12 protein-coding genes are annotated in these 13,408 nt (G+C 57.6%); 7 read left to right on the top strand and 5 right to left on the bottom strand.

Annotated features, from left to right (window positions below; translation table 11 throughout):
- Positions 1-22: 22 nt before the first annotated feature.
- A complete protein-coding gene (locus tag ACQZ5Y_RS18775) occupies positions 23-1,669 on the bottom strand; it encodes an ABC transporter ATP-binding protein (RefSeq protein ID WP_174059956.1) in 1,647 nt (548 codons plus the stop codon).
- Between the two features lie 331 nt (positions 1,670-2,000).
- Between ACQZ5Y_RS18775 and ACQZ5Y_RS18770 the strand changes: the two genes are divergently transcribed.
- Positions 2,001-4,028, top strand: a complete 2,028-nt coding sequence (locus ACQZ5Y_RS18770; protein WP_174059957.1) for a hypothetical protein — start codon at positions 2,001-2,003, stop codon at positions 4,026-4,028.
- A gap of 81 nt (positions 4,029-4,109) precedes the next feature.
- On the opposite strand, the gene ACQZ5Y_RS18765 is transcribed toward ACQZ5Y_RS18770, so the two are convergent.
- Positions 4,110-4,568 (bottom strand): Lrp/AsnC family transcriptional regulator, encoded by a 459-nt coding sequence (locus ACQZ5Y_RS18765; protein WP_003517703.1) that lies wholly within the window; start codon positions 4,566-4,568, stop codon positions 4,110-4,112.
- 126 nt (positions 4,569-4,694) lie between these two features.
- Here ACQZ5Y_RS18765 and ACQZ5Y_RS18760 point away from each other — a divergent pair, with 126 nt between their 5' ends.
- Together ACQZ5Y_RS18760 and ACQZ5Y_RS18755 are read left to right on the top strand one after the other, a co-directional pair.
- Positions 4,695-5,978 (top strand): cystathionine gamma-synthase family protein, encoded by a 1,284-nt coding sequence (locus ACQZ5Y_RS18760; protein WP_003517704.1) that lies wholly within the window; start codon positions 4,695-4,697, stop codon positions 5,976-5,978.
- A gap of 253 nt (positions 5,979-6,231) precedes the next feature.
- The gene (locus ACQZ5Y_RS18755) at positions 6,232-7,167 is read left to right on the top strand and encodes an MYG1 family protein (protein WP_003517707.1); all 936 of its coding nucleotides are present in this window, start codon (positions 6,232-6,234) and stop codon (positions 7,165-7,167) included.
- 152 nt (positions 7,168-7,319) lie between these two features.
- On the opposite strand, the gene ACQZ5Y_RS18750 is transcribed toward ACQZ5Y_RS18755, so the two are convergent.
- Positions 7,320-8,834: an MFS transporter gene (locus tag ACQZ5Y_RS18750; protein WP_236762978.1), complete on the bottom strand. Its 1,515-nt coding sequence runs from the start codon at positions 8,832-8,834 to the stop codon at positions 7,320-7,322.
- A 133-nt stretch (positions 8,835-8,967) separates the two neighbouring features.
- On the opposite strand from ACQZ5Y_RS18750, the gene ACQZ5Y_RS18745 reads away from it, so the two are divergent.
- Both ACQZ5Y_RS18745 and ACQZ5Y_RS18740 read left to right on the top strand, forming a co-directional pair.
- Positions 8,968-9,858 carry a LysR family transcriptional regulator gene (locus tag ACQZ5Y_RS18745; protein ID WP_174059958.1) on the top strand — a complete coding sequence of 297 codons (891 nt, stop codon included), beginning with the start codon at positions 8,968-8,970 and terminating at the stop codon, positions 9,856-9,858.
- 251 nt (positions 9,859-10,109) lie between these two features.
- The gene (locus ACQZ5Y_RS18740; protein WP_174037519.1) at positions 10,110-10,904 is read left to right on the top strand and encodes an SDR family oxidoreductase; all 795 of its coding nucleotides are present in this window, start codon (positions 10,110-10,112) and stop codon (positions 10,902-10,904) included.
- Between the two features lie 269 nt (positions 10,905-11,173).
- Here ACQZ5Y_RS18740 and ACQZ5Y_RS18735 read toward each other — a convergent pair whose 3' ends face one another.
- Positions 11,174-11,500, bottom strand: a complete 327-nt coding sequence (locus tag ACQZ5Y_RS18735; RefSeq protein WP_013761339.1) for a GCG_CRPN prefix-to-repeats domain-containing protein — start codon at positions 11,498-11,500, stop codon at positions 11,174-11,176.
- 298 nt (positions 11,501-11,798) lie between these two features.
- Between ACQZ5Y_RS18735 and ACQZ5Y_RS18730 the strand changes: the two genes are divergently transcribed.
- Positions 11,799-12,017, top strand: coding sequence for a hypothetical protein (locus tag ACQZ5Y_RS18730; protein WP_025596007.1), 219 nt, complete (start codon positions 11,799-11,801; stop codon positions 12,015-12,017).
- 118 nt (positions 12,018-12,135) lie between these two features.
- Positions 12,136-13,026 (top strand): LysR substrate-binding domain-containing protein, encoded by an 891-nt coding sequence (locus ACQZ5Y_RS18725; RefSeq protein ID WP_013761341.1) that lies wholly within the window; start codon positions 12,136-12,138, stop codon positions 13,024-13,026.
- Positions 13,027-13,032: 6 nt separating this feature from the next.
- Here the strand turns inward: ACQZ5Y_RS18725 and ACQZ5Y_RS18720 are convergent, their stop codons facing one another.
- Positions 13,033-13,299, bottom strand: a complete 267-nt coding sequence (locus ACQZ5Y_RS18720; RefSeq protein ID WP_003517727.1) for a CBU_0592 family membrane protein — start codon at positions 13,297-13,299, stop codon at positions 13,033-13,035.
- Between the last annotated feature and the right edge of the window lie 109 nt (positions 13,300-13,408).

The raw sequence follows: 13,408 nt of genomic DNA, 5'->3' as shown, positions 1-13,408 counted from the left end.
TCCGGCTCGTCAGACTTCGATGTTATGTGCCGACGGCAGTTGGCGCAGGTTCCCAGTCCGCACCGGGGATCGCAGCAACGAGTTTGCGGGTATAGGGATGGGCCGGCGACCGGAAGATTTTTGTCGGCGGCCCCTGTTCGACAACCGTTCCCTTGTGCATGACAAGCACATCGTCGCAAATCTGGCTTGCGACTCTCAAGTCGTGGGTGATGAAGATCATCGCAACCTTCATTTCAGCCTGCACCCGCGCCAGAAGCTCCAGAACCTGCGCCTGTATGGAAACGTCGAGAGCAGACACGGCTTCGTCGGCCACAAGGACGACCGGATCAAACATCAGTGCACGGGCAATGCCGATGCGCTGGCGTTGGCCGCCGGAGAATTCGTGCGGGTAACGGTCATAGGCCTGTTCATCCAGCCCCACGAGCTTCAGAATTCCCAGAGCCTTTATTCTCGCCTCATGCACAGCCATTCCGTGGGCAACGGGGCCGACCGTCAAGATCCTGCCGATCGTATGGCGGGGATTAAGCGACGCGAAAGGATCCTGAAAAATCATCTGGATATAGGGTCGCAACGATCGAAACGTCGTTTCGTCCATCGCTGCTATGTCACGGCCATCGAAGCATATTGAACCGCCATCCGCCTCCAGCAATTTCAGCAGGACACGCCCGAGCGAGGACTTGCCCGACCCGCTTTCACCAACGATACCAAGGGTCTGGCCCTTGTGAAGCTTGAAGCTGACACCATTGACTGCCTTGACGATACGGGCCTTGCGGAAAAACGAGCCGGAGCTGCGATATTCCTTCTCAAGATTTTCGACCTTGAGAACGACGGGGGCTTCTTCGCTGACTGAACGCTCAGTGCTCCGCATCCGCGGAACCGCAGCGACAAGTCGCTGGGTATAAGGGTGGACAGGATTGACCAGAACCTGGTCCGCCCTTCCCTGCTCCACAAGATATCCCTTCTCCATCACCACGACGCGATCGGCAATTTCGGCAACGACGCCGAAATCGTGGGTGATGAACATGACGCTCATGTTCTTGCGCTTCTGTATCTTGCGGATGAGCTCAAGGATCTGCGCCTGGGTGGTAACGTCGAGAGCGGTTGTTGGCTCATCGGCAATCAGGACATCCGGGTCGAGTGCCAGTGCCATGGCGATCATGACCCGCTGGCGTTGTCCGCCAGACAGACGGAATGGATATTGCAGCCGCATCAGAGGCGGGTCGGGAAGACCGACTTCTTCAAGTAGATCCAGAACCTTGGTCTTGCGGGTTTCAGGCGTTCCATAGCCATGCGCTTCAAGCACTTCGGCGATCTGATCCCCGATTGTCATCAGCGGATTGAGCGCGGAGAGCGGATCCTGGAAAATGATTGAGACCGCCTGACCACGCAGCGGCCGGATTTTATCTTCCCTGGCCGCAAGTATGTCCATTCCCTTGAAATGGATTTCGCCGGAGCTGACTTTTATCACGGGCGACAACAGCCCCATGATCGTGCTGGCAGTGACGGATTTGCCGGACCCGGATTCACCGATAATGCACAGGATTTCACCTGCGTGGAGGTCGAAAGAGATATTCTTGACCGCGTGGGTGCGCTCCATTCCCGGCGGAAGATCCACCGTGAGATTGCGAACGGACAGCACCACGTCGGCTGACGTGGTTGGATGCGACATAAGTTCCCCTTGTTTTTTTGTAACTTTGTTCGCTTTGGCCGACGCTTCATACGTCGGAAACAATATGGTGGACTATGTCTACTATATTGTCCAGTGAGTGGCGGCAGCTGAGACGGTCGAACCGGCACCGCGTTGGCGCTGCCCAGCATTCTTGACCTTTATGATCTGCAAAATGCCAGGCTGTCCCGTTTGATGTTTGGTCAGGAGCGGACCCGGCGTTTTGCGTTTTGGGACAAGTTCTCCAACTGTCCCGCTAGCGCCCACTTGCGGAGCAACTTTCGCGTGCTTAAAAGGCGTGCAGTTTCAAATCGCGTCGGAGAGGACCAATTTCGTGGAACAGGTAAATACCCAAACCGGTAAGGGCCGGACCAAAGCTTTATGGGCGGCGGTTGCGATTATTGCTGTTGCTGCTGCAGGCGTCATCGGGGGTAAGGCCTTCTACGAAGCAAAGGTCAGCGAACTCGTTGCTCGCACTGGCGCAACTGCCCGTTCCGTTGAGGTTGATTTCCTCGGGCAGATTCATATTCGCGAACTGGCCTTGCCGCTTGCCGATGGCAAGAACATCCGGATTGCAGCTATCGATGGACGTCCAAAATTTCCTTTCCTGGATGGCGCACTGGAGCTGAACGACATTAATGTTGACGTGCCAACCGGCAAGATCTCGATGGCGCATGCGCGTGTCGAGAATGCCGCGTTCAACAAACCGGATGCGGCTGAAGTATCCGGAGACGGAAATGCCAACTCTCTGCCTAAGCGCATAGAGCGCTTTGCAGCAGAGCGTATTTCCACGCCTGAGATGACATTCACGCAGTCCATCGCCACCACCGAGCAGAAGACTGTTTACAAGAACGTAGCCTTCTCGGACATCGCCAAAGGCCGGGTCGCCCGATATTCCATCGACAATGCCAGCTACGACATCCAGATGGATCTACCGGACAGCACTGGCGCGATGAAAAAGAAGCACTTGGTCGTATCGACCGGCGCCATAGCCGGGCAGGACTTCGATGCCGCTTACCTCGCAAGGCTCTATACGGAAAAAGCGGGTCCCGAAGATAAGGACGCAAAGCTTCTCTATGGTCCGCTCTCCGTCAGCAAAATCTCGTTCTCAGACGGAGACGGTCATTTCACCTACGATGAAATACGCAGCGACGGCTTCAGCGCCCGCATGCCGGCCGAGCCGCTTCTGGAAACGATGAACGCGCTTTCGGCGGCCAAAAATACCGACGAGCTTTCACCTCAGGAACGCCAGGCAATTTTCGCCAAGGCCCTGTCCATTCTCGATATGATTGGCAAGAGCAACATGCAGTTGCTCGGGTTCAAGGCCGACGCGCCTGATGAAAGCGAAGGGGCTGCCGGCAAAAGGGTCAAGGTCGGCATTGATCGTATCGATATGCAGATGGACAGCCGTAAGCTCGACTTCGGCCTGAATGGCATGTCGATCGGAAATGGCGTCGACACGATCGAAGTCGCCGAGGCAAGCCTCAAGGGCTTTGACTGGAGTTCCACAATCGAGAGTCTCTCCAAAATCGTCGGGCTTGACGACAAGCAGATCGAGACTTTCCCGTTTAATCACCTGATACCGGAACTGGGCACCGTCCGCGTCGGAGGCATCAATGTTGACGTCGCCGCCCCGGAACAGACAGACGACGAGACTGGTGAAAAGACGGAGGGCGTGCCTGAGCGCATCAAGTTCACGCTCAGGAATTTCGAGATGGGTCTGACAAAGCCCTTCAACGGCATACCCACAGATATCGTGATCAGGCAGGATGACCTTTCTCTTCCGATCCCGGAAGATTCGACCGAGGAAGTTTTTGTCGAAGCCCGCAAACTGGGTTTCGAGGCGCTCGCCCTGTCTTATGCCCTTGCCGCCGGCTGGGATGAACCGAACAAGAACCTGGTGATCCGGGAAATCTCCATGCGCGGCAAGGATATTGGCAGCGTCAATTTTTCCGGTCTGGCGAGCGGGTTCACGGAGGAGTTCTTCTCCTTCGACACCAATCGTACCCAGGCCGCCCTCCTGGGGCTCGCGGGTCGCGAGGTAAAGCTGACGATCAAGGACGAAGGCATGATGGCCAAGGCTATCAAGCTGTATGCTCTGCAAAACGACATGACCGAGGATCAAGTGCGCGGTGTTCTGACACTCGTGGCAAGCGCGGGGTTGCAGCAGATCGCAGCTGAACAGCCCAAACTCAAGAGTGCGGTGGACGCGTTGCTTCGCTTCATCAACAACCCAGGTACTCTTACGGTTACCGCCCGCTCCACTGGACCAAACGGTCTTGGTCTTTTTGATCTGGTTGCAGCGTCTGAAAACCCGATGCTTCTTCTCGACAAGGTCGATATCCAGGCGACGGCCGAGTAAGTCGTCCGACCGCACCCCCAAACGGTTCAAGCTCCGGTTCTCGGAGCTTGAACACACCGGGCGCGGAGCTTCTAGCAAAGCTTAGATGCGCCGCGCCTTGATCGTGTTCATGACAAAGCTGGTCTCGATGGTGTCGACGCATTTCAGCTTCGCGATCTTCTCTTTGATGAAGCGCTCGTAGTCCTCGAGCCCACCGCACATGACCTTGAGCATGTAGTCCCTCGAACCCGTGACGAGGTGACATTCCAGAACCTCGTCCCAGTCCAGAACGGCCGCCTCGAACATCTGGATTTCGTCATCGTGCTGGCGACTGAGGCGGATGGATGCAAGCGCGGTCATCGTCCATCCCTCGATTGCCGGATCAACGATCGCGGAATAACCTTTGATCAACCCCGTCTCTTCCAGCCGTCGCAGCCTCCGCAGACATGCAGATGCCGACAAGCCGACTCGCTCAGCAAGTTCGTTGTTGGTGATCCTTGCGTCGGCAGACAGCTCCTTGACTATCCGCCGGTCGATTGGATCTGCAATTTTTTGCGACATAGAGCACAATTCTCCGCAATATATTGCTTCATCAGACATATCCACGCTTCAGAATGCAAGGTATTTTGGCTTGATTGGATGTAAGCTGCGGACAGTTCAACGTCTGTTGAGGAGGACCTTCCGCAAATGACCGCACCGCATCCGTCTAAAACCCATATCGGCAACCACGCTCTCCATCCTGAAACCCAGATGCTCAATTACGGCTACGATCCGGAATTGTCGGAAGGAGCGGTGAAGCCGCCTGTGTTTCTGACCTCGACCTTCGTCTTCAAGTCGGCGGAGGACGGTCGCGACTTCTTCGACTATGTCTCCGGCCGCAAGGAGCCGCCCGCAGGCAGAGGTGCAGGCCTCGTCTATTCGCGTTTCAACCATCCCAATAGCGAGATCGTCGAGGACCGCCTTGCCGTTTACGAACGCACCGAGAGTTGTGCGCTCTTCTCGTCCGGCATGTCCGCCATTTCGACGACGCTTTTCGCTTTTGTCCGGCCCGGCGACACCGTACTCCATTCCCAGCCTTTGTACGGCGGCACTGAGACGCTGCTGGCAAAGACCTTCCACAATTTCGGCGTTTCGGCGGTGGGTTTCGCCGACGGTGTCAGCGAGGCCTCGGTGATATCCGCCGCAGAGGCTGCGATGGCGAAAGGCAGGGTGTCCGTCATCCTCATCGAGACCCCCGCCAACCCGACCAACAGTATTGTCGATATCGCTATGATCAGCCGCGTTGCCGACGTGATCGGCCAGAAGCAGGGGCACAGGCCAATCATCGCGTGCGACAACACACTCCTCGGTCCGGTGTTCCAGCGGCCAATCGAGCACGGTGCCGATATCTCGCTCTATTCACTGACAAAATACGTTGGCGGGCACTCCGACCTCATTGCCGGAGCAGCGCTCGGTCGCAAGGATGTCATGAAGCAGGTAAAGGCATTACGCGGAGCGATAGGCACCCAGCTCGACCCGCATTCGTGCTGGATGCTCGGGCGCTCGCTTGAGACGCTACAAATCCGCATGGAGCGGGCAAATAGCAATGCCGAGGTGGTGGCCGAATTCCTGAAGGCGCATCCCAAGGTCGAGAAAATCCATTATCTGCCGTTTCACGATCCGGCGTCCCCGGTTGGCAAGGTGTTTGCACATCAATGCACCGGTGCGGGATCGACCTTCTCGTTTGACATTGCGGGCGGGCAGGCAGCGTCTTTCAAATTCCTCAACGCTCTCACGATATTCAAACTCGCGGTCAGCCTTGGCGGTACGGAATCTCTCGCCTCCCATCCTGCAACGATGACGCATTCGGGTGTTCCGGCCGATATCCGCCAGCGCATTGGTGTGCTTGATTCCACGATCCGGCTGTCAATCGGCATCGAACATCCCGACGATCTGGTCGCCGACCTGACCCTCTCTCTGGATGCTGCCTGATGAAGAGGCAAATGCCGCTCCTCACCGACTGCAATACGTATGGGTTTTCCAGTACATACGAAACGCGGAAACCAACGTAGTGCAGGAAGGCGATAAGGGGAGCGGCGTTACCTTCCGCTACGAGTGGAGACGGTCCCGAACCGGCAATATGATACAGAAGCGGCGAATGACGGGTTGAGATGGCGTCGGGCAAAGGGTATCAGGTGCCTCAATTCCAGGCGGACCTCCCGCAAGCAACAAGGCTTATCCTGACATGATCCCGGATTTTCTCGTCACCCATTCCGGTGGCTTCCATGCCGACGAACTGCTGTCCAGCGTCATCCTGACCCGACTTTTCCCGCAGGCCCGCATCGTCCGCAGCCGGGCGCCGGAATGGATCACCCCCGGCGTGGACCGCATCATCTACGATGTCGGCGGCGCCTATGACGCGACAAGCAGGATATTCGATCACCATCAGCGCGGCGCGCCGCTGAGGGATGACGGTCAGCCATATAGTTCATTCGGACTGATCTGGAAGCATTTCGGCCGGGACTATCTTGCCGCCTTCGGCATCCCCGATGAACATGTCGAAACCGTCCATACCTCTTTCGATGGCAGCTTTGTGCTGCCGGTCGATCTGGTCGACAATGGTGCGGTCAGCCCGTCCGTCGCCGGGCCGCTGGTTGCGCTGACGCTGCCTGTCCTGCTGGAAACTCTGAAACCTGTTTTTGACGAGACCGACCCCGAAGCCGATGATCGCAGTTTCCACGCGGCGCTCGTCATTGCCCGCAGCTTCGTCGAGGCGAAAATAGCCAAAAGCGCTGCGAAACTGCGCGCCGAGGCGCTTGTAATGCAGGCTATCGTCGATGCCGGTAAAGGTCATATTCTGGAATTGCCGATGGGTATGCCGTTTCGGCCCGCCATTGTGAAGGCGGGCGCCGACAATCTGCTGTTTGTCGTTCACCCGCGTGACAAGGACTGGTGTCTGACCGGTATCCGTCGCGCAGATGAAGGCTTTGAACTGCGGGCAGACCTGCCTGCGGCATGGGCTGGCCTTACAAATGGCGATCTGGAAGCCGTTTGCGGCATTGAAGGCGCGAGTTTCTGCCACAACGGCCGGTTTATTGCTGCCGCCAAAACCCGTGATGCCGCCCTCGCCATGGCAGAACTGGCTGTGAAAGAGGCGATCTTGCCTGCTCCCGTAGCCTAGTTCATTGAACAATGGCACATGAGTAGGAGATTGCCCGGAAGGCGGGCCGGCGAAGCATATCAAAGGATATGCCCGCTAATGTCCTTCGGCCCGCATCCCTGGACTCTCCTCCTCCACGCCCAACCGGGAACACCGTGTTCGTTCCCGATAATCTACGGAGCCGTCACTTTGTCGGCGACCGCAGTACTATTTGGCAGCAGGAGAAGGACTGCGATGGCGCATAGCGTCGTTACCGCGGCAAGCCACCAGCAAAGTGTCGAAAACGCAGTCTGATAGGCATCCCGCAACAGGTCGTCCCCGATGTGGGACGATATTGCCGCTGCACCCGCCAGGTCGCCCACTGCCAGACGCTGACCTGTCTGATTCAAGAGGGGCGTAGACATAGGCGTCAGCCGTCCCAGGGATGCCGAGGTCAATGCCGACAGGGCGGCGCTGACGACTGCAAGCGCGATGCCCTCACCGGCGACCCGCACGGTACTGAATATGCCGGTCGCCATTCCCGCACGCTCCACCGGCACGACGCCAACGGACAAGCCATCCATCAGGCCCCATGGCAGGCCGGCGCCCACCCCGATGACGAGCATGGGCAGAACGATCATGGCTCCATCCTCTGCAGTGAAGCCGGCAAGCCAGACGAGGCCAGAGGCGGCGATCAGCAGGCCGATGCCGCAGAGCATGCCCGGCGAAACATGACGCGCCAACATCGTCGCGACTATAGGCACCACCAGCATCGGAGCCGACAGTCCCAACATGATGAACCCCGCCCCGATTGCTCCTTGTTGCTCGATACCGATGAGGCGCAACGGGATGATAACAAGAAGAACAACGAAACAGGCGCAGGTGGCGATTGGCAATAGCTGCACCCCCACGAACCGCGGATAACGGAATAGCGATAAGTCCAGCATCGGTCGCGCTGCCCGCATTTCGATCAAGACGAAGGCTGCAAGCGAAAACGCAAATCCTGTGCTGAAAGCGATGATACCGTTAGACCTGAGAACAGGCAGCTCGATCATCGCAACGGTGAAGAGGGTGAGCGTGAGGGTAAAGCTTGCAGCGCCCAGCCAGTCGAGTTCCGCCGCATTGGGATCCCTCGTTTCACGCATCCGTGGCGGGCCGAGGATCAGGGCAAGGAGGCCGATCAGGCCGCCGGCAAGGAATATTGCCCGCCATCCGACCGTTTCGATCATCAATCCCGTCAGCAGCGGACCAGATGCAAGACCGACGCCGAAGGTCGTTCCAAGCAACCCAAAGGCGCGCGTCCTAGCGTGGCCGTCGAATTCCTGCGCAAGTGCGGCCGTCCCTCCGGCCAGGGCAGCGGCGGCGCCCACGCCTTGACCGGCACGTAGCAGATCGATGATCCACACCGAAGGCGCAAATCCAAGCGCAAAGGAGAAGCCGGTAAACAGCGCAAGGCCGATCAAGAACACCCGCCTTCTGCCATATCGATCGGCCAGCGCGCCTGCCGCCATCAGAAGACTTCCGAAAGCCAGCATGAAGGCATTGGTGATCCAGGTGAGGGATGCAGGCGATCCCCCGAGGTCCTGCCCGATCGCCGGCGTGGCAACCGCACCGGCGGAGAAGTTCAAAGGAAGGGTCAAGGCGGCAAGACACACCGCCACCAATACCGAATTCCGGCTGGCTGAGGCTCTATGAGGGGCGTCGTTCATGCGAACTCCAATCGTGAAATGGCATCGCGACACCAAGGTCGCGTATCGGCATCCATTCTCATCAGACGACATGAATTCGACAATCGGCCTCACGGGCCTTTCATTGCGGATTGAAATTCTCTAATCAGTGACAATGGATAAGTTGAGCGAGATCGATGCCTTCGTCCGGGTTGCCGAAAGGCTGAATTTTGCCAAGGCCGGGCAGAGCCTGGGACTTTCACCTTCTGCTGTCGGAAAGAGCGTTGCCCGACTGGAGGCATCTCTGGGCGTACGGCTGTTCAATCGCACCACCCGGCAGGTCTCCCTGACCAATGAAGGGGCAATGCTGTTTGAGCGGTATCGGTCCATCCTCACCGATCTGCGCGACGCACATGAAGCAGTCACGGACAATCTGGCCCTGCCCCGCGGCAGTCTGCGCGTGACGCTTCCGACAATCGGATACCGCTTTCTGCTGCCGATCGTGCCTGAATTTCGCCGGCGTTATCCCGATATCGATCTGGAACTCGACTTTAACGACAGGCGCGTCGATCTGATCGAGGGCGGCTTTGATGCTGCAATCCGCAGTGGCGAGCTTGATGATTCCAGCCTGATAGCGCGGCGTCTTGGTCCATTCCGCTTCATTTTATGCGCGTCGCCGGACTATTTTCAACGAATGGGCACGCCCCGGCACCCCAGCCATTTGCCAGAGCATGATGCATTGCGCTTCCGCTTTCCGACCTCCGGCAGGTTTCAGGAATGGCTGCTGGAAAACGGCGACAACCCCCTTTCGAGCATGCGTATCGCCCTCACCTGCGGTAATATGGAGGCGATACGGGCGGCGGCGATTGACGGGATGGGGCTCGCTTACATGCCTGAATTCCTGGCGACGGACGCCATCAGGGATGGCCTGCTCGAGACGGTCCTGAACGAGCATCTCGCCGCACCAGGCCAGTTTTCAATTGTCTGGCCATCAGCCCGCTTCATGGCGCCGCGGCTGCGCGCCTTCATCGATTTTGCGATCGAAAAGCTCTTTGTCGAAACCTGACTGGAGTATCTGCGCATGACAGATGCTGGCGGGCTTATGCGCGCCGGTGGAGTTCGTCCATTGAAGCCATCGGCGGAATAGTACGGTGCATTTCTTGACCAATAAGACAGTGGTGGGTAAATAAAGGATGCTGATGAGGAGTTTATGACCATGGACAAAGATCGCCGATAATCCGGACTTACGTCGATCACAGCGCAGTCTTTTCAAAACGACGCGTTGGCTAGCTCAGCATTTGCATCAAAGGAACATTCATGCCCAGACTTTCTGGAAAGACCGCACTCGTGACCGGCGCGGCGCGCGGAATCGGTGCGGCTATCGCCCAAGCGTTTGCTGACGAGGGGGCACAGGTCATCGTTACCGATATAGACGTGGATGGCGGCTTGTTGACCGCAGGCTCAATCGGCGGGAGGTTTGTCCGTCTCGACGTCGCATGCGAGGCAGACTGGGCGAAAATTGCCAGTCAATTTCCCAAGATCGACGTCGTCGTCAACAATGCGGGAATAACAGGCTTTGAAGGACCATTCGAAGGAGCCCCGCCAGCCCATGATCCAGAAAATGCCCAACTTGCTGATTGGCACAAGGTCCATGCGGTCAACCTGGATGGCACCTTTCTGGGCTGCCGTTATGCAATCCGCGCCATGCGAGCAAATGGTGCGGGGTCGATTATCAACATTTCCTCACGCTCAGGGCTTGTCGGAATTCCAATGGCAGCGGCCTACGCCTCATCCAAGGCCGCCATCCGCAACCACACCAAGAGCGTGGCCCTTTATTGCGCCGGTCAGGGCCTGAACATCCGGTGCAATTCAATTCACCCTGCGGCCGTGATGACACCGATGTGGGAGCCGATGTTGGGAAATGGCCCAGATCGCAAAGATCGTGAAGCCGCGCTGGTCAAAGAAACGCCCATGCAACGCTTTGGCAGAGCCGAGGAGGTAGCCGCACTCGCAGTCCTGCTCGCATCTGACGAGGCAACTTATATGACTGGGGCCGAACTGAACATCGATGGCGGCATTCTTGCAGGATCAGCCGCAGCACCGGGAAGCTAGAATAACGGGCTATGGGATGACCGAACCTTTTTGGTTCATTGCACCCATTATGATGGAAGATAGTAAAGGTCGAACTTCCACCGACCAGTTCTGTGGCACCCCCGGCAAACGCGTCAAAACCTTGGATCATTTGGGAAGAGTTCGGCCCAAATGACTGATGACGGCAATTGGCGCAAACCGATCAATCTATGCGTTGAAGATCGTCGCTAAAAACTCAAGACGCACCCAGACGGAAAAGGCCCTCCCGGTTCGGAGAGGGCCTGTTTTCATTACCATCGATAGTCGCGACGGTCTCGCCATTCGCGATGTTCGCGCCAATCTCTGCGCTCGCGCCATTCTCTGCGGGCCTGACGTTCACGCCACTCCCTGCGGGCTTCCCAGCGATCACGTCTGTCCCAGCCGCGCTCATATCTCGGCGGTCCATTGGGCCGGCAATATCCGCGCGGCGATAGATGAAAGCCGCGTCCGCAAGCATAGTCCACACTTTGAACGTTGGATGCCAGGGGTGCGGCCGGTTGACCGACAGGCATCGCGTTCGCGCCACTGCCGAACAGGGCACCGAGAATTATTCCAGCGCTTAAAATCATCTTACGCATTTCATCTCCCTCCTTCCGGGATGGAGGGATTTAGCGCCCTTGCCGGTGAACTGTGGCTGAATGAATCTTGATGTTTTCGTGGCAAAAACTCCACAATTGTGGCAGATACCGGCTTCGCGTTCCGACCGCTGCGAAAGGGTGAAGAGGTGTCAAGGCGGCGCGGCTCACTACCCCGCCCCAGTCAATGCAGACCTGTTATTCTTTTATGTGCCAGTGGTTTGAAGGGGCGCGATGTATCCCCTCCGGTTGCAGTCCCGCGGTTTTCGTCATAGTCCTCAAGCGAATGAGGAGACGGTGATTGAACCCCAATCTGGACACAAAGCCCGAACCAAAGCCAAAGAGCAAACGCCTCATCTGGCCTTGGGTGCTGTTGGCCGTTCTAACGCTTGCAACCTTTCTCGCGCTTGCGGGCATCTATATTTACAGGGAGCTGACATCGACAGCCGAGGATCTGGCTCGAACCTGGCGCGACCTCGTGCAATTGTTCTGGCTGATAATGCCGGACCGTCAGCCCTAGTCTTGGGTAACAGAAAGGCGCTAGTGGCAAAGCCTGAGCGCGGCATGGAATCCCAAAAAAATTGAAGAGTTTGCGGCGGCGGTGTATCGGATCGCAAACTCTGTTTTTGGGAACCTGAATGCAACCGTCTTTTAGATTGCCGCCGCTGGAGGCGCTTGTTGTTTTTGAGGCAGCGTCCCGTTTGGGCAGCTTCTCCCGCGCGGGAAACGAGCTGGGCCTGACGCAGAGCGCCGTCAGCCGGCAGATCGGCAAGCTGGAAGCGTTCATTGGCTCCAAGCTTTTCGAGCGCGTGCCGACCGGCGTGCGACTGACGACTATCGGCGAAAACTACTCGATCGATATATCGCGGCTGATCCTCGATATCGCAAGTGTCACGGACGGAGTCCGCTCGTGGACCGGCGCCAGCCAGATCACCATCGCCTGCTCTCGCGGGATTGCGGATCAATGGTTCATGCCTCGCCTGCAGAAACTGAAACGCGATATTCCCGGCATCGAATTGCGGGTGCGGGTAACTGACGATGTGGCACATCTGCGTCTGGATGAATTCGACCTGGCTATTTTCTATCGCAAGGAAAGACCGATTGGCGTCTGGCTATCGGAACTCGGCCAGGAGGAGGTCGTCCCCGTTTCTGCCCGAGGCATGACCAATCTTATGGAGCAGAGGGCACCGGTTTTGATCTCCATCGAAGATTCGATGCGGGAATGGCAGGATTGGAGCGACTGGTGGCGCTCGTCACACCTGTTGCCGCCACAGGATGCAATCCAGTGGAAACTCGGAGACTATGGCCTCTGCGTCGCGGCGGCATCGCAGGGGCTTGGTGCAACGCTTGGGTGGACCTGGCTCATCCGCGACCAACTGGACAGCGGAGCGCTCGTTCCTGTGCATTCCCATGCCATGCGCTCGGAAGGCAAATTTTACCTGATGCGACCGGCAGATCGCCACCAGCGTAAAATTGTGCGCGAGGTTTCCGATTGGCTGATTGCAGACAACCATAAAACCGCGCGCTGAAACCCGTCATGCCTGCGCAGGAGGTGTCTTGCGGCGCCGGTCCAGGAGGAACCGCGCGTAGCCGATGATGGTGAACAGCAGCCAGGCGACCTGTGAAATCAGCGAGCCGAGGTTGAAATTCCATATCAGCGAGTAGATCAGAAACACGCCACCCAGAACGTTTAAGAGAGTGTAGCGCCAGTCTTCTATCGTCAGAAGTCGTAGCTGCAACAGGGCATAGGCGAAGAGATAAAAAAACGCTCCTGCAAGGCCGACAAGATCCGCTAGCCCCATTTGTATCCACTCCATAAACACGCCCGCCCGGCGAGCGCCTGCTACACCGGACCCGCTCCGGCGCATCCCTTTACTCCGCTTCGCAGATAACCGGATGCGCTCAGATTTC

The organism is Agrobacterium sp. A3-95 (assembly GCF_053521785.1).
This window is presented reverse-complemented; position numbering and strand designations above follow the sequence as displayed.